Origin of the sequence: Christiangramia lutea, assembly GCF_022489035.1 — a bacterium.
Classification (GTDB): domain Bacteria; phylum Bacteroidota; class Bacteroidia; order Flavobacteriales; family Flavobacteriaceae; genus Christiangramia; species Christiangramia lutea.
In genome coordinates this window covers 414,176-436,569 of sequence record NZ_JAKVTV010000001.1, presented here as the reverse complement: position 1 = coordinate 436,569, position 22,394 = coordinate 414,176, and the positions used below count along the sequence as shown (strand labels likewise).

General features: G+C 38.6%; 20 protein-coding genes. 9 read left to right on the top strand and 11 right to left on the bottom strand.

Going from position 1 to position 22,394, the window contains the following annotated elements; genetic code table 11:
* The first annotated feature begins 2 nt into the window (after positions 1–2).
* Together ML462_RS01975 and tsaB are read left to right on the top strand one after the other, a co-directional pair.
* Positions 3–1,283 (top strand): efflux RND transporter periplasmic adaptor subunit, encoded by a 1,281-nt coding sequence (locus ML462_RS01975; protein WP_240712051.1) that lies wholly within the window; start codon positions 3–5, stop codon positions 1,281–1,283.
* A gap of 11 nt (positions 1,284–1,294) precedes the next feature.
* A complete protein-coding gene (gene tsaB, locus ML462_RS01970) occupies positions 1,295–1,954 on the top strand; it encodes a tRNA (adenosine(37)-N6)-threonylcarbamoyltransferase complex dimerization subunit type 1 TsaB (RefSeq protein WP_240712050.1) in 660 nt (219 codons plus the stop codon).
* A gap of 4 nt (positions 1,955–1,958) precedes the next feature.
* Here the strand turns inward: tsaB and ML462_RS01965 are convergent, their stop codons facing one another.
* Both ML462_RS01965 and ML462_RS01960 read right to left on the bottom strand, forming a co-directional pair.
* Entirely contained in the window at positions 1,959–2,822 is an 864-nt protein-coding gene (locus ML462_RS01965) for a mechanosensitive ion channel family protein (RefSeq protein ID WP_240712049.1), read from the bottom strand.
* Between the two features lie 66 nt (positions 2,823–2,888).
* On the bottom strand, positions 2,889–4,937 hold the full coding sequence (locus ML462_RS01960; protein WP_240712048.1) for a thioredoxin domain-containing protein: 2,049 nt from the start codon (positions 4,935–4,937) through the stop codon (positions 2,889–2,891).
* 184 nt (positions 4,938–5,121) lie between these two features.
* On the opposite strand from ML462_RS01960, the gene ML462_RS01955 reads away from it, so the two are divergent.
* The gene (locus ML462_RS01955; RefSeq protein ID WP_240712047.1) at positions 5,122–7,392 is read left to right on the top strand and encodes an inorganic phosphate transporter; all 2,271 of its coding nucleotides are present in this window, start codon (positions 5,122–5,124) and stop codon (positions 7,390–7,392) included.
* A gap of 55 nt (positions 7,393–7,447) precedes the next feature.
* Here the strand turns inward: ML462_RS01955 and ML462_RS01950 are convergent, their stop codons facing one another.
* A complete protein-coding gene (locus ML462_RS01950) occupies positions 7,448–8,365 on the bottom strand; it encodes a NifU family protein (protein ID WP_240712046.1) in 918 nt (305 codons plus the stop codon).
* Positions 8,366–8,426: 61 nt separating this feature from the next.
* Here ML462_RS01950 and ML462_RS01945 point away from each other — a divergent pair, with 61 nt between their 5' ends.
* The gene (locus tag ML462_RS01945; protein ID WP_240712045.1) at positions 8,427–9,467 is read left to right on the top strand and encodes a PorP/SprF family type IX secretion system membrane protein; all 1,041 of its coding nucleotides are present in this window, start codon (positions 8,427–8,429) and stop codon (positions 9,465–9,467) included.
* Here ML462_RS01945 and murI read toward each other — a convergent pair.
* The 8 genes from murI to ML462_RS01905 all read right to left on the bottom strand — a co-directional run bounded on the left by murI (position 9,464) and on the right by ML462_RS01905 (position 17,432).
* On the bottom strand, positions 9,464–10,258 hold the full coding sequence (murI, locus tag ML462_RS01940) for a glutamate racemase (protein ID WP_240712044.1): 795 nt from the start codon (positions 10,256–10,258) through the stop codon (positions 9,464–9,466). The two genes, ML462_RS01945 and murI, sit on opposite strands and share 4 nt — an antisense overlap.
* Positions 10,259–10,329: 71 nt before the next feature.
* Positions 10,330–10,839, bottom strand: coding sequence for an OmpH/Skp family outer membrane protein (locus ML462_RS01935; protein WP_240712043.1), 510 nt, complete (start codon positions 10,837–10,839; stop codon positions 10,330–10,332).
* A gap of 38 nt (positions 10,840–10,877) precedes the next feature.
* A complete protein-coding gene (locus tag ML462_RS01930; RefSeq protein WP_240712042.1) occupies positions 10,878–11,687 on the bottom strand; it encodes an OmpH/Skp family outer membrane protein in 810 nt (269 codons plus the stop codon).
* A 31-nt stretch (positions 11,688–11,718) separates the two neighbouring features.
* Positions 11,719–14,340 carry an outer membrane protein assembly factor BamA gene (gene bamA, locus ML462_RS01925; protein ID WP_240712041.1) on the bottom strand — a complete coding sequence of 874 codons (2,622 nt, stop codon included), beginning with the start codon at positions 14,338–14,340 and terminating at the stop codon, positions 11,719–11,721.
* A gap of 7 nt (positions 14,341–14,347) precedes the next feature.
* Positions 14,348–15,088, bottom strand: a complete 741-nt coding sequence (locus ML462_RS01920) for an isoprenyl transferase (protein ID WP_240712040.1) — start codon at positions 15,086–15,088, stop codon at positions 14,348–14,350.
* Positions 15,089–15,787 (bottom strand): type IX secretion system protein PorG, encoded by a 699-nt coding sequence (porG, locus tag ML462_RS01915; protein ID WP_240712039.1) that lies wholly within the window; start codon positions 15,785–15,787, stop codon positions 15,089–15,091.
* Positions 15,788–15,887: 100 nt separating this feature from the next.
* The gene (locus ML462_RS01910; protein WP_240712038.1) at positions 15,888–16,772 is read right to left on the bottom strand and encodes an NAD kinase; all 885 of its coding nucleotides are present in this window, start codon (positions 16,770–16,772) and stop codon (positions 15,888–15,890) included.
* A 3-nt stretch (positions 16,773–16,775) separates the two neighbouring features.
* Positions 16,776–17,432 (bottom strand): CBS domain-containing protein, encoded by a 657-nt coding sequence (locus ML462_RS01905; protein ID WP_240712037.1) that lies wholly within the window; start codon positions 17,430–17,432, stop codon positions 16,776–16,778.
* 89 nt (positions 17,433–17,521) lie between these two features.
* Between ML462_RS01905 and ML462_RS01900 the strand changes: the two genes are divergently transcribed.
* The 5 genes from ML462_RS01900 to ML462_RS01880 all read left to right on the top strand — a co-directional run bounded on the left by ML462_RS01900 (position 17,522) and on the right by ML462_RS01880 (position 22,368).
* Entirely contained in the window at positions 17,522–18,235 is a 714-nt protein-coding gene (locus tag ML462_RS01900) for a pyridoxine 5'-phosphate synthase (protein ID WP_240712036.1), read from the top strand.
* Complete coding sequence (locus tag ML462_RS01895) at positions 18,236–18,997, top strand: alpha/beta fold hydrolase (protein ID WP_240712035.1); 762 nt, start codon at positions 18,236–18,238, stop codon at positions 18,995–18,997.
* Positions 18,998–19,118: 121 nt separating this feature from the next.
* Positions 19,119–20,378, top strand: a complete 1,260-nt coding sequence (locus ML462_RS01890; protein WP_240712034.1) for an OmpP1/FadL family transporter — start codon at positions 19,119–19,121, stop codon at positions 20,376–20,378.
* Positions 20,379–20,386: 8 nt separating this feature from the next.
* The gene (locus tag ML462_RS01885; RefSeq protein WP_240712033.1) at positions 20,387–21,940 is read left to right on the top strand and encodes a G-D-S-L family lipolytic protein; all 1,554 of its coding nucleotides are present in this window, start codon (positions 20,387–20,389) and stop codon (positions 21,938–21,940) included.
* Positions 21,941–22,026: 86 nt separating this feature from the next.
* A complete protein-coding gene (locus ML462_RS01880) occupies positions 22,027–22,368 on the top strand; it encodes a phage holin family protein (RefSeq protein ID WP_240712032.1) in 342 nt (113 codons plus the stop codon).
* Positions 22,369–22,394 lie beyond the last annotated feature (26 nt).

The window sequence follows — 22,394 nt, the reverse complement described above, 5'->3', positions numbered from 1 at the left end:
AAATGAAGAAAAAGACACTTTTCATCATCCTTGGGGTGGTTATCGCCTTGATCATTTTATTGGTAGTAGGTAAAAAAGCTGGTTGGTTCGGCGGTTCAGCAAATGTAAAAGAGGTAGAGATCACCCAGGTAGAGCCAATAGATATTACTGAAACTGTTTCAGCAACCGGTAAGATACAACCTGAAGTTGAGGTGAAGTTATCTTCTGAAGTATCCGGGGAAATCATAGAATTGCCGATAGTAGAGGGCCAGGCTGTAGAGAAAGGGGATCTTTTAGTTAGAATCAATCCTGATATTTATCAATCCAGTGTTCAAAGAGCAAGAGCGAGTTACCAAAACTCTAAAGCAAATTATGCTCAAACTCAGGCAAGTTTGAAGCAGGCTGAAGCAGATTATCAGCGAAATAAAACCCTTTTTGAAAAGGGAGTGATCTCTAAAGCTGAATGGGATGGGATAGTTTCTAATTATGAAATGTCACAGGCCAATAAGGAATCGGCTTATTTCAGCATGCAAAGTAGCGCAGCTACGGTTACTGAAGCTCAGGATAATCTTGGTCGAACCAATATATATGCACCAATGACCGGAACTATTTCCAAACTGGATGCAGAGCTTGGTGAAAGAGTGGTAGGAACCCAACAGATGGCTGGTACTGAAATTCTTCGTGTAGCCAATCTTGACAATATGGAGGTAGAGGTAGATGTAAATGAAAATGATATTGTAAAGGTTTCTGTTGGTGATTCTACGATTGTCGAGGTAGATGCTTATTTAGGAAAAGAATTCAAAGGGATCGTAACCGAGATTTCAAATACTGCGGATAATTCTTTAACTACAGACCAGGTTACGAACTTTAAAGTGAAGGTTAGAATTTTAAAAGGTTCCTATGAGGACCTTATTGAAGGAAAACCAGAAAATTACTCTCCATTCAGGCCGGGAATGACCGCTACGGTGGATATTATCACCAATAAGAGGCTTAAAGTTATAGGAGTGCCAATTAGCTCGATTGTGATCAAAAATGACACTACTGCAACTAAAAAAGGCTTCGTGCCTCCAAAGGTTAGTGAGGATGAAGAAAAATTTGAATGTGTATTTGTAAAAGACGGCGCAAAAGCTAAACTTCGCGTGGTGGAAACCGGCATACAGGATGACTCTCATATCGAGATCGTAAAAGGCTTGAATGATGGTGATGTAGTGATCACTGGTCCTTATAGTACGGTTACCAAAACTCTTGATCCGGGAGATGAGATCGAGGTGAAAAAAGAGGAAGAAGAAAAAGAAACCGAGTAAATTCTAGAGATTTGTCACTTATTTTATGTCTGGAGACGGCTACTACCAACTGTTCAGTAGGGATAGCTAAAGATGGAAAGCTAATTTCTTTAAAGGAAGATAATAGCAAGAACTATTCTCATGCCGAAAAACTTCATGTTTTTATAGACCAGGCATTAGATGAAGTGGGAATTTCAACTACCAATCTTGATGCTGTTGCCATTAGTAAAGGCCCAGGGTCGTACACGGGTTTAAGAATTGGTGTTTCAGCAGCAAAAGGGCTCTGCTATTCACTCGGTATTCCACTAATATCTATACCTACTTTAGATCTCCTGGCTACTAAATTAAATGATGAAGAAGGTGTTTTTGTATCGATGCTGGATGCCCGCAGGATGGAAGTTTATTCTGCAGTATTTAATTCTGATCTAAAACAGATAAGGGAAACAAAGGCACAGGTACTCGACGATTCATCTTTTTCTGAATATTTAGCAGAATCCAAAGTTCATTTTATAGGTAACGGAGTGGCTAAATTTGAAGATATCTGCAAACATGAAAACGCAGTTTTTCATAAACAGCAATTTCCTTCCGCCAAAGAGATGGCCGAATTAGCCGCTTTTAAATACAAAAAAAGCGACACCGAAGATGTCGCTTATTTTGAACCTTATTATTTAAAGGATTTTATTGCCGGATAATCCCTTATTCAGCTTGTTTTTCCCTAACCGTCCCTTTCATTTTGGTCTGATCATAAAGGTAAACGTCTCTTTGTGGGTAAGGAATCGTCATTCCTGCCTCTTCAAGTCTTATTTTACCTTCTTCGATCATATTCCAGTGTATATCCCAGAATTTGTCGTTAGGTGCAAAATATCTCACTGAAAAGTTTACTGAGCTGTCTCCAAGTTCTGCTACCAATACTTGAGGTGCAGGATCTTCAAGTATTCCGTCCTGTTCCTTTACCAGGCTCATAAGAACCTCCTTGGCTTTCTTAATATCATCATCATAAGAAATACCGAAAGATAGATTCTCACGACGGGTACCGTTGTAGCTATAATTAATAATATTATCGTTACTCATTTTCCCATTAGGAATCACGGCACGCTGATTTCCGAAAGTATTTATTTTGGTATAAAATAGAGATATCTCATCCACACTACCTGAAACTCCCTGTGCCTCAACCCAGTCTCCAACCTTGAATGGTTTAAGAACAATTATTAGAACTCCACCTGCCAGGTTTGCTAAAGAACCCTGTAAAGCAAGACCAACAGCAAGTCCTGCCGCACCAATGGCGGCTACTAATGAAGCGCTTTCTACACCAAGCTGGGTGATCACCAGTACAAAAAGTAAGATTCTAAGTCCCCATCTGGTAGCACTTAATGTAAATTTTTCCAAAGTGGGATCATAATCTTTTTTGTCGAATAACCTTCTAAGGTATCCAACAATTACATTAATTACCCACAGTCCTACTACAAGAAGGACTATTGCACCAATTAAAGTAGGAAGGTAATCGATAAATTTTTCGGAGTACTCTTTAGCGATTTCTCCCCAATTGTTAAGCTTTTCCATATGTTTTTTCGTTGTTAATTAGGTTTAATTGTAAAAAAATAGACTTTATTTCCTGTTTAATTTATGTTAAACTTGCGATATCAGCTGTATAGCATCGGTTTTGGATTCTAATGGAAGTTGACAGGAGCCTCCTTCGCAAATATAAATGAGATCTTTATTTTCTACCAATCGGTCTTTCAATACTGGGAGTTTAGATTGAGAATCTGATCCCGCCAGTACGATATTTGGTAAATATTTTTTTCTGAAAAAAGTCCCAAAACTTTGAAAGTTATTGCCCGTAAGCGCAATCTCGTAGTATGGATAGGTGAAATTCATTAAAAGATCCAGCCAGTTAGAATAGGATTGGGGATAATCCTGAATTTTATCGACGATGTTCTGAAGCATTTTTTCAGACTGCCTGATATTTACCATTTCTCCGGTGAGCTTGCCTAAGCGGAACAAGTTTTTAGCCATCACTGAATTTGAAGCAGGAATCACATTATCACTTACCTCGATGGTATTTGTAACAAGTGGCCGGTCTTTCGCTGAGGTAAAAAAATACAGATTAGATTTAAGGTCATGAAAATCCTTATCGGCAATTTCAGTTAGATTTTCTGCATAGTTCAAATAGCCTGTTTCAAAAGTAGCTTCATATAAATTTAAAAATGCATCAATACAAAAAGCATAATCTTCCAGGTATGCGTTAATTGAACTTTTACCGTTCTTATAAGTATGCAATAACCTGCCATCATCCTGTATCTGATTTTTGATAATAAAATCTGCATTATTCCTCGCCTGGTTCAAATACTCTTCTTTTTCAAAAGCCTTGTAAGCTTCCAGGTATCCGCTTATCATCATGGCATTCCAGGAGGTAAGAGATTTGTCGTCTAAGCCAGGTTTAGGCCTTTTTCGTCTTTCCTTTTTCAACTTCGCATGAGCAGTAGCAAGAATCTTTTTTAATTCTTTTTCAGATATTTCAAATTTTTCGGCTATTCTTTGGGTTGTATCGGTCCTAATCAATACATATTTTCCTTCTTCCCACTTTCCGTAATTATTGATATTATAGAGTTCTGAAAATAATTTGAATTCTTCACCGAGTATTTCCTTTAATTCTTCTTCCTTCCATACATAATAAGCCCCTTCTTCTTTAATACCTTTTTGATTTTCACTGTCGGCATCGAGGGCCGAGTAAAAAGCACCGGAGGAGTCGGTCATTTCCAGGGAAACGAATTCTAGCGTTTTTTCCACCACCTCACGATACCATTCGTTTTTGGTGATCTTGTAGGCTTTAGAGTATAACTGAACAAGCTGGGCATTGTCATACAACATCTTTTCAAAATGTGGTACATGCCATCGTTCATCTACAGAATATCTTGAGAAACCACCTTCTATAGGGTCGTAAACACCTCCCCAGGACATTTTATCCAGGGTAAGAATGCAGTGGTCCATTAATTCTTCATCAGAATTTTGAAAAGCGAAACGCAATAAAAACTCGAAATTGTTTGGCATCATAAACTTTGGAGACCTGTTATATCCTCCATTTTTATGGTCGAAAGAAGCCTTCCATTTGTCTATTATCGGTCCAAAAAATTCCCTTTTCAATCCTTCTGAACTCTCAACCGGTTCAATTATCTGAATTTGCTTTAGTCCTTTTTCCAGTTTTGCTGCGTATTCCGTAAGTTTTTCGGGTTGGGTTTCATGCAAATGAGAAATTTGCTTCAGCGCATCCATCCACTGCTCTTTTCTGAAGTAGGTTCCACCCCAAACCGGGCGACCATCTGGAAGGGCCACAACATTCATAGGCCATCCTCCCATACCGGTCATCACCTGAACTGCATTCATATAAACATGATCTATATCTGGTCTTTCCTCACGGTCTACCTTTATATTGATATAATTAGTATTCATTAATTCGGCTACAGCGTCATCTTCGAAGCTTTCGTTTTCCATGACGTGGCACCAGTGACATGCAGAATACCCCACGCTTATAAGCAATAGTTTGTTTTCCTTCTTCGCCAGGTCCAGTACTTCATTGTTCCAAGGTTTCCAGTTTACCGGGTTGTGGGCATGCTGAAGCAGGTAGGGACTACTTTCATTAATTAGGTCATTTGTATGTTCGGGATGGTTTGCTGCCATAGTCAAAAATTTAGATTTTAAAGGTATGCCGCAGGAAAGCTAAAAACCAGTGGAAAACCCTAAATTTACTATAATATCGAAGTAAACTGAACTGCATTTTGTATTATTAATCTTTTAATAACTTTAAATATCAGCCAGATAGCTAAAAAAAGGACAATTTTACTGGTTGAAAATTGATCTCTTTATGGAAGAAATTTACATAGTAATGCTCGTGGCACTTTTCGCCCTTGCGATTACAGATTTGGTTGTTGGAGTAAGTAATGATGCAATCAATTTTCTAAATTCTGCAATTGGTTCCAAAGCGGTGTCGATGCGCACCATAATGATCGTTGCCAGTGTTGGGGTTGCGGTTGGAGCTATATTCTCCAGCGGATTAATGGAAGTGGCCAGAAAAGGTATATTCCTGCCCGGGCAATTTTATTTCAATGAGATCATGATCATCTTTATGGCAGTGATGATTACCGATGTTCTTCTTCTCGATTTTTTTAATTCGCTTGGTCTCCCAACATCTACTACAGTATCTATTGTTTTCGAATTACTAGGTGCGGCCGTTTGTATGGCAGCAATAAAGATCTACACCCAAAGCGATGGAGACCTATCAGCACTAACCGAGTATATCAATACTGCAAAAGCTACCGAAATTATTGTTGGTATTCTCATGGCTGTGGTGATAGCTTTCCTCATAGGAGCCATTGTTCAGTATATTTCACGATTGGTTTTTTCATTCCAGTTCGAGAAAAAGATCAAATATGTGGGAGCTGTTTTTGGTGGTTTATCACTTACCGCGATCCTATATTTCATCCTGATTAAGGGTATGAAGAGTGTGCCCTACATTTCAGAGGCGACTATGGATTATGTGAATACGCATACCGTGATCATCGTGCTCATAGGGTTTGTGATCTTCACAGGGATCTCTCAGTTTTTGATGAGCGTATTGAAGCTGAATATCCTAAGAACCATTATTATAATTGGAACATTTGCGCTTGCACTTGCTTTTGCCGGGAACGACCTTGTTAATTTTATTGGTGTGCCTATTGCCGCCTGGCAGTCCTTCGATCTATGGCAAACCGCACATTCAGCTACTGGGGTATTGCCTTCAGAATTTGCTATGACAGGGCTTTCGGGTAGTGTGCCTACACCAGAGATCCTTTTGGTTGGAGCTGGTGCAGTTATGGTAGTAACTCTTTGGTTTTCCAGTAAAGCTAGATCTGTGGTAGATACTGGAATTAATTTAGCTAGGCAGGGTGATGGAGTAGAGAGATTTGAGCCAAATTGGCTTTCGCGCGGTATAGTTAGGTATTCTGTTCTTATAGGAAATGCTGTGAGTACTATACTTCCAGATAGAATGACCAGGAAGATCGAAAATAAATTTGATAAACCTTCATCTCATTTAAGAAGCAAAAGATTTGATGCTCCTGCCTTCGATATGGTAAGAGCTTCGGTGAACCTCGTAGTAGCCAGTGTGCTTATTTCCATAGGTACGAACATGAAATTGCCATTGTCTACTACCTATGTGACCTTTATGGTGGCAATGGGTACTTCATTGGCTGATAGAGCATGGGATCGTGAAAGTGCAGTTTATCGAGTGGCTGGGGTACTAAATGTTGTTGGTGGTTGGTTCGTTACTGCGATCGTGGCTTTTACTGCTGCTGCAATCTTTGGAGCGATCATATATTTTGGAGGGACTATCGCATTGGTAGTACTTATCATTATAGCCTTAGTGCTTGTAGTTCGAAGTGGAATTATTCATTCACGGAAGGCAAAAGAGGAAAAAACCAGGAAAAGGTTTAATAAAAGCGATATTGTTACTATTAATGAAATTACTTCTGAAACCTCGGAAAATATTTCAAAAGTTATAGCGGGCATCAATAAGATGTACTCCAAAACTGTAGATCAGCTCGGGTATTATGATCTTAGTAAATTGAAGAAAAATTACAAGCGGATCGAGAAACTGGAATCTGAAGTTGATGAGCTGAAGGATAATATTTTCTATTTTATTAAATCTCTTGATGAAGATTCTGTAGAGGCGAGTAAGTTTTACATTCTTACTTTAGATCATCTTCAGGACATGGTACAGTCTATTGGGTTTATTACCAGGAACAGCTATAACCACGTTCATAATAATCACAAAAACCTGAAATTCAATCAAATTCGTGATCTAAAAAAGGTGGATGATAAGATGCAGATCCTATTTGATGAGATTACTCATACTTTCGATAATCATGAGTTCGGTAATATCGATAGTCTCCTGAATGAAAAACAGGACCTTATGGATTATGTAAGTGAGCTTATTCAAAAGCAGATACAGAGGATTCGAACTTCAGAGTCAAGCCCTAAAAACACCAAATTGTATTTTGGAATCCTGCTGGAAACTAAAGACCTAATTGGCTCAACGATGAGTTTATTACAGCTATTCCAGGAGTTTTACAATGAGGCGAGGACAACTACTTACTAATAAAAAATCCCTTCAAAAAAGGGATTTTTTATTCAAGTTTTGATTTTTTCAGGAATTAGCCGTTAACCGCCTCAACATATTCCACTTTTCCTCTAAGCATATCTCTTAACATGGTTTCAATACCGCTTTTAAGGGTCATTGTAGAAGAAGGGCAGCCACTGCAGGCTCCCTGGAGAATAACTTTCACGGTCTTATTGTCTTCATTATAACTATCGAAAAGAATATTTCCGCCATCGCTCGCAACGGCAGGTTTGATATATTCATCCAGGATGGCTACTATTTGCTGTGAGGTATCATCAAGATTTTCGAATTCATGATTTTTATTTTCCTCAACTGAAGGAGTAGTGGAGTCAGCAGACACAACACTTTCCTGGGTGAGAACTTCATTACCTTCTTCCAGGAAATTCCTGATAAATTCCCTTAATTCCATGGTTATTTCGTTCCATTCAGCCATATCATACTTTTGAATGGAAACGTAGTTTTCATCTATAAAAACCTCTTTTACAAAAGGAAAATGGAATAACTTCTGAACCAGTGGTGAGTTTTTGGCGTCATCAATGTTCTTAAATTCGGAAGCCTGTAAAACAAGCTTCTTATTAGCTACGAATTTAGTTACCGCAGGATTCGGAGTACTTTCGGCATACACTGTTACGGGAACCTTGCCTGATTTTGATTTTTCCTCTAATATAACTTCACCTCCTTTATTGAGGTATGATTCTATCTGTTCTGCAACTTCTTCCTGAACATCTTTCCACTCCACAATATCATATTTTTCAATCGCTATGAAATTTTGTGCGATATAAACCGTTTTTACAAAAGGGAGATAGAATAACTGTTGTGCCAATGGTGACCTGGCGGCTTCATCTATATTCTTGAATTCAAAATTTTCGTGACGTGTAAGGAATTTATCTGCCTCGAATTTTACAATCGAAGCCGTAGTTGTGGGAACAATATTTATGTTGAAATCTTTCATCTCAAAATTTTTCGCAAAAATACTAAAGAAAATCAAGGTAATACATATATTTACAGCCTTTATGATGAGCTTTCAATATTCTATTCCTTCTATTTTCAAAAGCATCTCCAGGTTTAGGATAATTCTGTTTATTTTTTTTATAGGGTTTAAGGCAGTAAATGCTCAGGAAGTTATTCCAACATATTCCGATTATCTTACCGATAACCTTTACCTAATTCACCCCTCTATGGCGGGTGCCTCGAATTATGATCAGATCCGGCTCACCGGGAGAACCCAGTGGTTCGACGTGGACAATGCTCCTAACTTACAGACACTGACATATAATTCCCGGGTAACCGATAGAATAGGATTGGGAGGAATTGCTTTTAGGGATGAGAATGGTAATTATTCCAAAACAGGAATTTACGGAACCTTTGCTTATCATTTAATGTTTTCCAGAAGCAGCGCAGATCTGAATCAATTGTCCTTTGGTATTAGTGGAGGCCTAATTCAGCATAGATTGGATACCAGCGGATTCTCGCAATTTGATCCTCTTCTTGGTGAAAATGATACAGATATATTCGCGAATATGGATCTTGGAATTTCTTATTATGTGCGTGACTTCTATTTTCATTTTGCTGCTAAGAACATACTTTCGGTTAGTAGAGAGCTTTTTTATTCAGATGCCGTTCCCAGTAATATGAGAAAATATCTCTTTTCAGCGGGCTATGTTTTCAGTTTTAATCAAAATGACCCCTGGAGCTTTGAACCTTCAGTCTTATTCCAGGCAAGGGAGGCAACAAATGAAATGGCTATTGATGCTAACTTAAAAGCTTATTATGATCTTGAGTTCGGAATGTTCTGGGCAGGTTTGTCTTATCGCAATAGTTTTGAGGCTTCAGAGTTTACAGCTCAGGGAGAAGAAGTACAACGGCAACAATTGAGATATATAACTCCTTTCGCAGGTGTTAATTATAAGAAATTTGTTTTTGGCTATACTTTTAGCTATCAGGTAAATTCGCTTGTGCTAAGTAATAGTGGTTTTCATCAAATAACACTTGGTTATAATTTTGGAGAAAGCAGGGAGCGATATGATTGTAAATGTCCTGCAATAAATAATTAAAAATCCAGGCTGTAGACTTTATAAGCATTATTCTTCGCATCTATAATTTCTGAAAGAACTTTAGGGTTAGAATTGCTGTAAAATACGGGAGCTACTTTTTCATTTCCAGATTGGTTCAACAAGCCATTTTTTGTTAGCACAGCCTTTGTTTGATTTGCAACAGCCTCACCGGAATCTATGATCTTTACACTGTCTGGAAGAATCTTTTTTAAGACTGGTATTAAGTAGGGGTAATGACTGCAACCCAGAACCAGGTAATCGATGCCAGCCTCGATCATAGGTTTTAATAATTCCTTCAGTAGTTTCATGGCCTCATCAGAATCTTTCTTCCCGGATTCTATAAGTTCTACTAACCCATTTCCCTCAACTTCGATAACATTTATATCACGGGTGTATAAATCAGAAGTGTGGGCAAATAATTCGCTGGTTAATGTTCCTCGAGTAGCCAGAATTCCTATTGCTTTGTTCGCACTTTGTAAAGCCGCAGGCTTTATTGCTGGTTCAATGCCTATAAAAGGTATTTTATAGGTGTTCCTAAGTATTTTTATAGCATTGGTTGTTGCCGTATTGCAGGCTACTACAATAAGCTTACAATCCATTTCCAGTAACTTTTCGGTATTCTTTATAGAAAGGCGTATGATCTCCTTCTGAGTTTTGATGCCGTAAGGGGCATTTTCGCTGTCAGATAGATAGATGGTCTTTTCGAGGGGTAGGAGCCTGTGGATTTCTTTCCAAATTGAGGTTCCACCGATGCCCGAATCAAAAATTCCGATAGGCCTGGAGTCGTTCATATAGGTGTAAAAATAAAAACTGCGTACAAATTTGCACGCAGTTTTGTAAAATTATTGATAAAAGGAAATTATTACATTCCTAATTCTTTCTTTACGTCTGGCATAAGGTTGTAACCATCTGCTAAAAGAACTCCCGTTCCGGTAGTAGAATCAAGAACATAGTCATATCCTTTGTCTCTTGCTACTTTTTGGATAGCTGTACGCACTTTTTCAAGAATTGGCTTAAGAAGATCGGTTTCTTTCTTCTGAAGATCCTGTCTTGCTTTTGCACTGTGTTCCTGAATTCTTCTCTGTGCAGCTTGAAGTTCGGTAGCTCTTTTCTGGTTTTCCTCTTCAGACTTTGTATTAGCTTCTGCTTCGTAACGTTGCATTGTGCTCTGAGCTTCAGATAGCATATCTTTTATCTCTGCATCATAAGTCTTTTCCAGTTTTTGAAGCTGATCCATGGCGCTTTTATATTCCGGAAGTTCCTGTACTAACTCCTGAGTAGCGATATGGGCAACTTTAGACTGTGCATTTGTAAAAGCAGTAGCGCCAATCATCAAAGCTAAAGCTATAAAAAGTGTTCTGAATTGTTTCATTGTAATCGTCGTTAAGTTTAATTTAAGGTTTAAAAAATCTAATTTATTGTATCGTTCTTTTGCTCTCTTGCTTTAAGTATAGAGTCTTTTTTTCTTTCTCTTTCGGCGAGGATCTTTGCTCTTCTTTCCTCGAATTCTTTTTGTCTTGCAGCTTTCAGCGAATCTCTTTCTCTCTTTTTTTCTTCAATATATGCTTCGCGTTCAGATTTACGCTCCTCTACAAGCTCTTCTCTTTTGGTGATTTCCGCATCCTGTTCTACAGTTCTGCTTTCTGCTTTTTCCAGGTCCTCTATCTCATCTTTCGTTTCCAGTTGTTCGCGATTAGCAGTTCTTTTTATTGTTCTAAGTACTGTTTCACTAACATCGTATTGCTTGTCTGCATATATCATTCCAATATCTGCTGTCCTGTCAAAAACGAAGTCCAGATTTCTGTTTTCAGCGATCTGTTGAACAGCGGTGAAAACCTGATCCTGAATAGGACGAACCAATTGCTTTTTCTGGATCATATAATCGCCATTAGGACCAAATCTGTTTTGTTGATATTCCAGAGCTTGTTGTTCCATATAAGCGATCTCACCTTCACGTTCTTCAATGAGTTCTTTTGTTAGAAGGGCTCTTTCATTGTCCAGTCTTGTTTTCATGTCTTCCACCTTGCGCATTTTAGCTTCGGCTTCCGTTTTCCATTCCTGAACCCTGCTTTCCAGTTGTTTTGACGCTTCCTGATATTCCGGAACGTTCTCAAGAATATATTCCATGTCTATATATCCAAGTCTTATGGACTTTTGAGCCAAGGCCGTACCAAGGCCAAGTACTGCGATTACAAATATGGAAAATATTCTTTTTTTCATTTAAGTCGAATATAGAAAATATCGTGCCAAATTAAAATTGCTGACCTATGATAAAATGGGTCTCCCATCCATTTGGACCTGGTTGTCCTAGAATTTCATCAAACCCATATCCAAAATCAATACCTAATAAACCGAAGGTTGGCATAAAGATCCTTAAACCAACACCTGCAGATCTATTTAACTGAAATGGGTTATAGTCTCTGAAATTGTCATAACTAGCACCTGCTTCTAAAAATGATAATGCATAGATAGAAGCTGCAGGCTTAAGAGTAATTGGGAAACGTAATTCTAAGGAATATTTGTTGTATATAGTTGCACCATCATCATTCTGACTAACTGGTCTATCTATTGGTTTTACAGATTGATTTGGATATCCTCTTAGCTGTATAGTCTCTCTTCCATCAAGGCTAAAGGCGCCCAGACCATCACCTCCAAGGAAAAAACGTTCGAATGGAGGAACACCTCTTTCATTATTATAAGCTCCCAGAAAACCAAATTCGGCATGTGTCCTTAAAACCAAATTGCTGCTTGGTCCGAAACTGAAAAGATTTGTATACCAGGTACCGGCGAATTTGATCTTATAAAATTCCAGCCAGTTATACTTCTTCTGGTCTATTTTCTCCTGATCTGGTACTGAGTTTTCTGGGGTAACCCTGTTTCCCTGTTCATCAACAAGATTTCCGTTTTCATCTCTTAACTGATATTCATCTTGGTTTTCAAGGTTTCCATAATCAACTCCATTCCAAAGGGAATAAGGAGGCGTTAACTTTGCGGTAAATGCAAATTTAGATCCACTGGTAGGGAAGATAGGGTTAACAGCAGTATTGTCTCTGGTGATACCTAATTGATAATATAAGTTGTTTGAATGTCCATCTCCGAAGGTGAACAAACCTGTAGTATAGTTGTTCAGATCATATCTTTGGAAACCAACTACGTTCGAAACGGTAACATACTGGTCTGGTTCTTTTAGCCTTTTCGCAAGTCCCACGCTTACTCCAAGGATATCGAAACTTCTCGTCTTATCTGCTTCTCTTTCTACGGGATCAAATAAGAACTGCCGGGTATAGCTGAAAGATGTAGAAAGACTCACCGGTCTCTTCCCGCCAAGCCATGGCTCTCTGAATGAGAGGCTGTAAGTTTGATAAAAAGTACTGGCCTGTGCTCTCAGGGAAAGTGTCTGTCCGTCACCCATAGGAATAGGTCTGTAAGCATCTTTGTCAAATAATCCCTGTATAGAGAAGTTATTGAAGGAAAGACCAAGGGTTCCAATGAAACCACCTCCACCGTAACCACCCTGAAGTTCGATCTGACTGGCTCCGGCTTCCACAACCTGGTATTCCAGGCTTAAAGTTCCTTCTCTTGGATCTGGTTCTACAAATTCAGGATTTAGTTGTTCAGCGTCGAAGAAACCTAGTGCACCAAGTTCTCTTACCGTCGCAACAACAGCTTCCTGGCTGTATTTTTGTCCCGGTTTGGTTCTAAGTTCTCGATAGATCACGTGATCCTTAGTTTTGTCGTTACCAGTAACTCTTATCTCGTCAAAATAAGCTTCTTTACCTTCAACAATTCTTATCTCAAAATCGATCGTATCATTATAAACATTGGTTTCTACCAGGTCTATATTTGAGAAAAGATAACCGTTATTTTGATATTCATTGGCGATAGAAACCTTATTAGGTTCTCTTCCCTGAACTCTTTCATCAAGTAAAACACCATTATAAACATCTCCTTTTTTAACTCCCAGGAATCTACTTAGCTGAGAATCTGAGTATGCAGCATTCCCCAGGTATTCTATATTTCCAATATAATACTGGTTACCTTCTTCAATATTCAGCCTGAGAGCTATATTTTCCTCATCCTTCTTTATAAGTGTATCTGAAGTGATCCTCGCATCACGATATCCTTCTTCTTTGTACTTATTAATGATAGACTCTTTATCTTCCTGATAATCATTTCTCACAAACTTGGAACGTTTCCAGAATCTGAAAAAGTTCTTTTGTTTGGTGTTCTTCATGTTACGCTTCAGCTTCGCATCAGATAATTGCTCGTTGCCAGCAAATTCAATATCTGAAATCTTAACACGATCTCCCTGGTTAACGTCAACTACCATATTCACCCTATTGGAATTGGTGGTGTCTGCAACCTCAGAAGTACGGATATTTACATTCGCATTGAAATACCCTTCTTTTTTATATTTATTCTCGATATAATTTTTTGAAGTGGTGATGAGGTTCTCAGTAACTTTTATACCCGGTTTAAGGTCATTCTCGTCTATGAGTTCTTCTCTTTCTCCCTTCTTCTTTATGCCCTGAAAGGAAACCTGATTTAGAACCGGAACTTCTTTTATTTCAAGTTCAAGATCGGCAACGTTGCCTTCTACATTGGTGATATAAAAATTGATATCGCTAAAAAGGTCCAGTTTCCAAAGTTTATTGATCACGTTACGTAGCTTTTCACCCGGAATGTAAATCTCCTCGCCTTCCTTTAGTCCGGTGTAAGTGATCACCGTTTGCTCATTATAGGTAGTGGTGCCGGTAACTTTAATTTCGCCAATGGTATATTTTTTAGAATCTCCAAGGGGTAGGTCTTGTGCTTGGGCAGCTATACTGAATATGAAACAAATTGCAAAAAGTGTAAATATCTTTTTCGTCATGAATGCACTAACTGAGTTGCTCACTTGTTTTTCCAAATCGTCGTTCTCTGTTTTGATAGTTGTAAATGGCTTCAAAAAGATTTTCTCTTCTATAATCTGGCCATAAGATTTTCGTAAAATACAATTCGGCATAGGCAATTTGCCACAACAGGAAATTGCTAATGCGCTGTTCGCCACTAGTGCGGATCAATAGATCTACATCTGGCAAATTTCGGGTGTAAAGATGCTCATTTATAACGGATTCATCAACCGCATCTTCAGATAATTCACCACTTTTTATTTTGCTGGCGATCTGGGAGAAACATTTAGTAATTTCCTCCCTGCTGCCGTAGCTTAATGCAAGTGTTAAAGTCATCCTTTTGTTTTCAGATGTCTTTTCAATTACATCCTCAAGTTCTTTTCTGGCTTTCTTTGGTAAACTGGAAATATTTCCAATGGAATTCAACTTAATGTCATTATCCTTAAGGGTTTTTATCTCTTTTTTCAAAGATGATACAAGAAGTTTCATAAGGGTGTCTACCTCCAATTTTGGGCGGTTCCAGTTTTCAGTAGAAAATGCGTAAAGGGTTAGATTTTTTATACCAATCTCAGCGCAGCCTTCAACAACATCCCTCACCGCTTTGGTGCCTTCTTTATGGCCCGAAGCCCTGAGGAAACCTTTTTGTTTAGCCCAGCGGCCATTACCATCCATAATAATGGCAATGTGCTGTGGCAGTTTATCAAGGTTTAAATTGTCTTTATAATTCATTTAAAAGCAATAACATGGCTTTCGGCCAAAAGTAAATGTGAAAGTTATTCCGGTAAATACATACCAGTCATTTGTATTTCTGTTACCAAATTCTGCAGAGGGCTCTCTACGTCCTAGATATTCTTCAGGCCAGCTACCATCAAGATTATCTGTTAAAGTATATCTAGCACCAATTTCAAAGGCTCCAATAATATGTTCTGTAACTGCTTCTTTGTAACCCATGACCATAGGAATAGCGAAATCCCAGTTGGTACCTTCGTTAACCAGGTTACTTGCTCTTCCATTTTTCAACCATACATGATCCGCTCTGAAATAAGTTATCCCGGTGTAAAGGTATGGAGTACTTTGAGGTAAGGGATTTGTGAGGTCAAATTCCCAGAAATTGAATTCTATTCCCAGGGAAGCTTCAGCTATGGTATTATCAAAAGAATATCCACGTTGCTGTCTTCTTGTGTCTGAGGATTTTGCATCGTCTGCAGAAATTTCTGCATATAGCAAAGTTAACCTTAACGCATGTCTGTCGCTTCTGTTCCATTTAGCAATTAGACCTCCAACCGGAGTATTTGGTAGGATGTAATTGGTTTTTCCAACGTCACCAATAAAGTTTGCACCTCCACCAAAAGCTCCAATCTCTACTTGCTGAGAGTATGTGCTTGTTGTAAATAATGCCATCACTACAAATGCGATAAGGTACCTCATAGGTTTTCAAAAGTTTGCAAATATAACAATTCTGATTGCTCTGCAATAATTTGAGCAGATTTGTGCACTAGTATAAACACTTTTTATAAGTTTTTATTGCTTAATTCCGCTTGTCTTCGCCCCAAAGAAGTTTTTTTCGAAGAGTATTTAAAAAACTATCTTCTCTAAGTTCAACAAAATTAATAGTGTAGGGTGCTTTTGAAATAATGATTTCAGTATCGTTTTCGAGAGTGGCAATACGTGAATCCATGGATACCAAGTGAGTTTCTTCTCTACCAGAAACTTTTAATTTGATCTTAGTATGATCTTTAATAACCAGCGGGCGGGCGTTTAAATTATGTGGCGCAATAGGGGTGATTACGATAGAATCGGCATCGGGTGTGATCACCGGTCCTCCGCAGCTCAATGAATAACCGGTAGAACCAGTAGGGGTGGCGATGATTAATCCGTCTGCCCAGTAGGAAGTGAGGTACTGGTCATCTAGCCAGGTGTCTACAGTGATCATCGAGGTGGTGTTTTTCCTGCTCACCGCGATCTCATTAAGGGCAATATGTGAAAAAACCGGATCAAAATTTTTAGGATTTGTTTCCATGGTCAGAACCGATCTTGGAGAAAGACTGAACTTTTTTTCCAGGATCTCATCCAGCGTGCTTTCAATTTGTTCTTTTTGAATAGTAGCGAGAAATCCAAGCCGGCCTGTGTTGATTCCTACAATAGGAATATCAAGGTTCCTTATATAATTTATCGATTTCAGGATAGTACCGTCTCCTCCAATACAGAAAAAAAGGTCGAAAGAATTGTCTAGTTCCTCAAAAATAGTAAAATGAGCGTAGTCTTTTTCTATGCTATTGTTGGTTCTTATTAGTTTAAGAAATTCCTCTTCTATTAATACTTCGATATTCTTTTTATCCAGAAGTTCAAGAAGCTGGCCTATATATTGAGCAGCATTGGCGTGATAGAACTGACCGTAAATGCCTATTTTCATAAATTATATGTTCAAATATTTGTCCAGGTATTTAGACCGGTCTTTTAGATTTTTATTAAAGGTGTCTTCCTGGTGTTCAGAAATTATGATGTAGCCATATCTTCTAAAGGCCTGAAGGATCTCGTTCATTCCCGAAGGGGTAATCTTCAGTGTTATTTCAGCCATGTCTTCGTTCATCTTTGAAACGAAGGCTCCAAGTAAATGAGCATTATTCGATTCAACAATCTGGCTTACCTCACCAAAGGTGAAGTCTTTAAAAGCCTTTTCTACTACGAGGATATTTCCCGGCTCATGTAAAAAGGGAGTTTCTTTGAATAGTGAGATTATTTCATTCAACTCCACGTATCCTAAATAGTTGTTATTTTCATCCAGTACTGGAAGAATATTGGAGTTGTTCTGGGCAAATGCCTCCAGGCTATCCAGCCAGTAATTGCCTTCTCTTACATAGAATCCTTCGAGGGCATAACGGTATTCATCCAGTGACTTATCGTTTTCAAAACATCTAATGTCATTTTCTGAAATGCACCCAATATATACTCCGTTATTTTCAACTGGTAAATGAGTAAAAGTTAGCTGATTAAATAGTTCCTGAATATCTCCAATTTTGGAGGAAATACTCAAAATATCAACATCATTTAATATGTGCTTTTGCAAACTCATCTTTTCGTTTCCTTTTCTGCAAATTAATCAAAATAAAATTCATTGAAGCAGGCTGCTCTTTGTATTTTTGTTAATAAAATGAAGAGAAAATGACCAAATTAAGTGTAAATATCAATAAAATAGCCACCTTGAGAAATGCCAGGGGAGGAGATGTGCCGAACGTTGTAGAGGCTGCCAAAAATATTGAATCTTTTGGTGCTGAAGGAATTACTGTGCATCCCAGACCGGATGAAAGACATATAAGATATTCTGATGTACGAGAATTAAAGCCTGTGTTGAAAACTGAATTCAATATCGAAGGCAAACCTATTAAGCAATTCAATGACCTGGTCTATGATGTGGTTCCTGCACAGGTTACTTTAGTGCCAGATGCTGAAGATGCCATTACTTCAAATGCGGGTTGGGATACTTTGAAACATAAAGATTTTTTGAAAGAGGTGATCGCTGAATTTAAATCGAAAGGAATTAGGACTTCAATTTTCGTAGATCCTGTAGCCAAAATGATAGAAGGTGCAGCCGAGACAGGTACAGACAGGATCGAATTATATACAGAATCTTTTGCGGTAGGCTATGCAAAGGGTGATGAAGCTGCAGTAAAACCATATGCCGAATGTGCTGAATTAGCCCATGAGTTGGGCCTAGGAATTAATGCCGGGCATGATCTTTCATTAAAGAATCTTGGATTTTTTAACCAAAACGTTCCTCATCTTGATGAAGTTTCCATTGGTCACGCTTTGATTTCGGAGGCGCTTTACCTGGGGCTGGAAAAAACGATTAAGCAATATCTAAAACTTTTGAAATAAATGAAATTACATTCAACGATCCTGGGGGAAGGAAAGCCATTTTTGATTCTTCACGGTTTTCTCGGGATGAGCGATAACTGGAAAACTTTGGGGAAACAATTTGCAAAAGATGGATTTCAGGTTCATTTAATAGATCAGCGTAACCATGGGAAAAGCCCACACAGCGATGAATTTTCCTATTCTTTAATGGCTGAAGATATAAAGCAATACTGCGACGCACATCAACTTGATGATATAATTCTGTTGGGTCATTCCATGGGTGGTAAAACTGCCATGTTAACCGCATGTTTAAATGAAGGGCTGGTTTCAAAGTTGATTGTTGTTGATATTGCTCCTAAATATTATGCACCACATCATCAACAGATCTTAAAGGGCTTGACAGCTTTAGATGATGCAAAATTAACTTCTCGTGGTGATGCCGAAGATTTTCTGGAAGATTACATTCAGGAGACAGGGGTTCGGTTATTCCTTTTGAAAAACCTTTACTGGAAGACAAAAGATCAACTTTCTCTTAAACTGAATCTGGATGCCTTAAAGGCCAATGTTGAGAATATTGGCGAATCCCTACCGGTAGATAAATCTTATGATGGGCCAACCCTCTTTATAAAAGGTGAGAAGTCTAACTATATTATTGCAGAAGACGAAGAGCTTATCAAAAGACAGTTTCCTTTTGCGGAAATTCAGCAAATTCCTGATGCCGGGCACTGGGTGCACGCTGAGAATATGAAAGCCTTCTACGAGGCTGTAATCCGATTTGTTTAAAATCTTTCTAAATTTATTATGTATGCATAATAAAATTACGTCGATTGTTGCGTAATATTTATTTTATGCTATTTTTGGCCTCAGCTTTTTAAGACATATAAAATATAATCCTAATTAAATTATGAAAAGACTATTTTTACTTGGCCTGGTTATGATGGCCACGGCCATTACTTATGCTGGTGGTTACCGGGTAAGTCTACAGGGTCAACGTGGACTTGCGATGGGGCACACTGGAGTGGCAGTGGTGAATAATGCAGAATTGGCCTTCTTTAATCCAGCCGGTCTGGTATTTCTTGAAAATAAGATTAATGCAGCAGTTGGTGTGAGTGCCGTATTCTCTGATGTGGTATGGCAGAATGATGAATTTGGACAAATGGCAAGAACCGATAGTCCTACTGGAACTCCTTTCTACGCTTATTTTTCTTATAAATTAAGTGAGAAATTCACTTTAGGTCTGGCGGCTTACACTCCTTATGGTAGCTCTGTAGCCTGGGAAAAAGACTGGGCAGGATCTCATCTTGTAAATGATATTGAATTGGCTGCAATTTATGTGCAGGCGTTAGCTTCATATAAGATCACAGACAACCTTTCTGTAGGTGGTGGTCCTATTTATGTGAATGGTTCTGTGAACTTCAACAGAAATCTTAACAGAACACTTACAGATCTTGAAGGTAACCGCTCTAATGTAACTATTGATGCGTCTGGCGTGAGTGCCTGGGGATGGTCTGCTGGAGCTATGTGGGAACCGGTAGATAGTTTGAGAATTGGTGTGAATTACCGATCAGAAATTCTAGTGGAAGCTGAAAATGGTGATGCTGATTTTCAGAATATCCCGAATTCTCCTTTAACGCCGTTTGAAGATACTCAATTCGATGCGACATTACCGCTTCCGGCTGAACTTTCTATTGGTGCTTCTTACCAGTTGAACGATCAGTGGCTTTTTGCTTTTGACTATAATCGTACCTTCTGGGATGTTTATAGGTCTCTGGATTTAGATTTTGCTCAACCTGGTATTCCAGATTCCAATAATCCAAGAAACTATAAAGATGCCTCTATATACAGATTTGGACTTCAGTACACGGCTAACGAAACATTTACTTTAAGAGCAGGTTATTACTTCGATGAATCTCCGGTTCAGTCTGGATATTTCGCTCCTGAAACTCCAAGAAACGACTCGAATAACTTTACAGGAGGCCTTTCTGTAAACGTAACAGATAAAATAGCTATTGATGCTTCTTTCCTATATAGCCGATTTGAAGAGGTCAATGAATCTTATGATCCAGATCCAAGTGAATTCCCTAATTATGAGGGAGAAGCTTTTGGAGGGACTTATAAGTCGAGTGCATTTGTACCAGGTCTTGGTGTAACTATTAAAATTTAATGAGAACGATGAAGAATTATTTTAAATATATGGCGGTATTGGCTTTGGGAATTGTTTCCTGTGAGCCTGAACTTGATAATGCTATTGAAGACGGAGGTCTTTATTCAAATGGATCTGCCGATTTTTCAAACTATGTAGCTCTTGGTAACTCGCTAACCGCTGGTTACGCAGATGGGGCTCTTTATATAACCGGTCAGGAAAATTCATATCCAAACATCCTCGCAGAGAAATTTGCTCTGGCACAGGATACAGATGGATTTACTCAGCCTCTTGTCAATGATAATGCTGGTGGTCTTTTGCTTGGCGGTACTGTGATAGCTCAAAATAGATTTGTTTTAGCTGTAGATGCTGAAGGGAATCCTGCCCCGGCAAGATATACAGGTGCAGCTCCAACAACCGATATAACGAATAAACTTTCTGGTTCATTCAATAATATGGGAGTACCTGGAGCGAAGTCTTATCACCTGGTAGCTCCAGGATATGGTAATGTGAATGGAGTAGCAGCAGGTGCAGCTAATCCTTATTTTGCAAGATTTGCCAGTGCAGATAATGCTACCGTATTGGGAGATGCTTTAGCTCAAAACCCAACTTTCTTTACACTTTGGATAGGTAACAACGATGTTTTGAGTTTCGCAACTTCTGGTGGAGCAGGTGAATTCCAGTTGAATAATACAGATTTTACTACTTATGGTCCTAATGATATTACAGATCCTAACGCCTTTGCTTTTGTGTATAATTCAATTGTACAGCAACTGGCAGGCGCAGAAGGAGCTGGGGCTGAAGGTGTTCTAATCAATATTCCTGATGTTTCGAATATACCTTTCTTTAAAGTGGTTCCTTCAAATCCAATTCCATTGGACGAAGCAACTGCAGGAGCACTTAATGCCCAGTTTGGTGCTTATAACACTCAGATCCTTCCAGGATTGGTACAGGCAGGATTGCTTACTGAAGCTGAAGCTAACAGCAGAAAGATCACTTTTGCTGCCGGTTCCCAGAACTTTATGACTATCGTAGATGAAGATCTTACCGATATTACCGGGATTCTTCAACAGCCGCCATTTAGTCTTGATGCTCAAACAGCGGGTCTTTTGGGTCAGCTTAGACAGGCGACATCAGCAGATCTTATTCCTTTAACTTCGGCTTCCTTTGTTGGAACAGCGGTTGATGGGAACCCAATGCTTGTTAATGGTGTTTCTGTTCCTTTAGGAGATGAGCACGTGTTAACTGCTGCAGAGCAGGAATTAGTTGCCAATGCTACAGCTATGTATAACCAGGCGATCCAGGGAATTGCAGATAATTATTCTCTTGGACTTGTAGATGCCAATTCACTTTTAGAGCAAATCGATTCAGATGGTGGTCTTTTATACCAGGGAACTCCTATCTCTTCTCGTTTTGTTGAAGGAGGTGCTTTTTCTCTTGATGGAGTTCATTTGACTCCTCGTGGATATGCAGTTATAGCAAATGAAATTGTGAATGAGATCAACACAACTTACAGTGCCGATGTGCCGAATGTTAATGTTGGTGACTACGGAACGGTGACACTAAGTCAGGACGTTCAGTAATATTAAATTTGCCATAAAATTTATAAAGGTCGGGACTTTCCCGGCCTTTTTTTTGCAACTTTACTAATTAACCAACCTTTTAAATTATGAATTTTATACTTCGATTATTACTAACGGCTCTGGCCGTTGTAATACTGGCAAAGATACTTCCGGGAGTAAGCGTTGATAGTTACTGGACCGCGATCATCGTTGCTCTGGTACTTGCCTTATTGAATTTTATTGTGAAGCCGTTATTGATACTTTTTACACTACCTGTAACCATACTTACTTTAGGCTTATTCCTTTTGGTGATAAACGCGATAATCATTTTTATGGCTGACGGATTTGTAGGAGGTTTCGATGTAGATGGCTGGTTTATAGCCATAATTTTTAGTCTGTTACTATCTTTGGTGCAATCTTTGCTTTTTTCAATTTTAAAAACAGATTAGATAGTCTGAATTTCAATAGTTTGAAA

Bases quoted from the DNA above. Each gene is read 5' to 3' on its own strand.
- ML462_RS01905 (WP_240712037.1), bottom strand. From the start codon at position 17,432: ATGAGTTTGCAAAAGCACATATTAAATGATGTTGATATTTTGAGTATT.
- ML462_RS01900 (WP_240712036.1), top strand. From the start codon at position 17,522: ATGACCAAATTAAGTGTAAATATCAATAAAATAGCCACCTTGAGAAAT.
- ML462_RS01975 (WP_240712051.1), top strand. From the start codon at position 3: ATGAAGAAAAAGACACTTTTCATCATCCTTGGGGTGGTTATCGCCTTG.
- ML462_RS01960 (WP_240712048.1), bottom strand. From the start codon at position 4,937: ATGGCAGCAAACCATCCCGAACATACAAATGACCTAATTAATGAAAGT.
- murI (WP_240712044.1), bottom strand. From the start codon at position 10,258: ATGAACGACTCCAGGCCTATCGGAATTTTTGATTCGGGCATCGGTGGA.
- ML462_RS01895 (WP_240712035.1), top strand. From the start codon at position 18,236: ATGAAATTACATTCAACGATCCTGGGGGAAGGAAAGCCATTTTTGATT.
- ML462_RS01950 (WP_240712046.1), bottom strand. From the start codon at position 8,365: ATGAAAGATTTCAACATAAATATTGTTCCCACAACTACGGCTTCGATT.
- ML462_RS01955 (WP_240712047.1), top strand. From the start codon at position 5,122: ATGGAAGAAATTTACATAGTAATGCTCGTGGCACTTTTCGCCCTTGCG.
- ML462_RS01935 (WP_240712043.1), bottom strand. From the start codon at position 10,839: ATGAAACAATTCAGAACACTTTTTATAGCTTTAGCTTTGATGATTGGC.
- ML462_RS01920 (WP_240712040.1), bottom strand. From the start codon at position 15,088: ATGAATTATAAAGACAATTTAAACCTTGATAAACTGCCACAGCACATT.
- ML462_RS01885 (WP_240712033.1), top strand. From the start codon at position 20,387: ATGAAGAATTATTTTAAATATATGGCGGTATTGGCTTTGGGAATTGTT.
- ML462_RS01965 (WP_240712049.1), bottom strand. From the start codon at position 2,822: ATGGAAAAGCTTAACAATTGGGGAGAAATCGCTAAAGAGTACTCCGAA.
- ML462_RS01890 (WP_240712034.1), top strand. From the start codon at position 19,119: ATGAAAAGACTATTTTTACTTGGCCTGGTTATGATGGCCACGGCCATT.
- bamA (WP_240712041.1), bottom strand. From the start codon at position 14,340: ATGACGAAAAAGATATTTACACTTTTTGCAATTTGTTTCATATTCAGT.
- ML462_RS01880 (WP_240712032.1), top strand. From the start codon at position 22,027: ATGAATTTTATACTTCGATTATTACTAACGGCTCTGGCCGTTGTAATA.
- porG (WP_240712039.1), bottom strand. From the start codon at position 15,787: ATGAGGTACCTTATCGCATTTGTAGTGATGGCATTATTTACAACAAGC.
- ML462_RS01945 (WP_240712045.1), top strand. From the start codon at position 8,427: ATGATGAGCTTTCAATATTCTATTCCTTCTATTTTCAAAAGCATCTCC.
- ML462_RS01930 (WP_240712042.1), bottom strand. From the start codon at position 11,687: ATGAAAAAAAGAATATTTTCCATATTTGTAATCGCAGTACTTGGCCTT.
- ML462_RS01910 (WP_240712038.1), bottom strand. From the start codon at position 16,772: ATGAAAATAGGCATTTACGGTCAGTTCTATCACGCCAATGCTGCTCAA.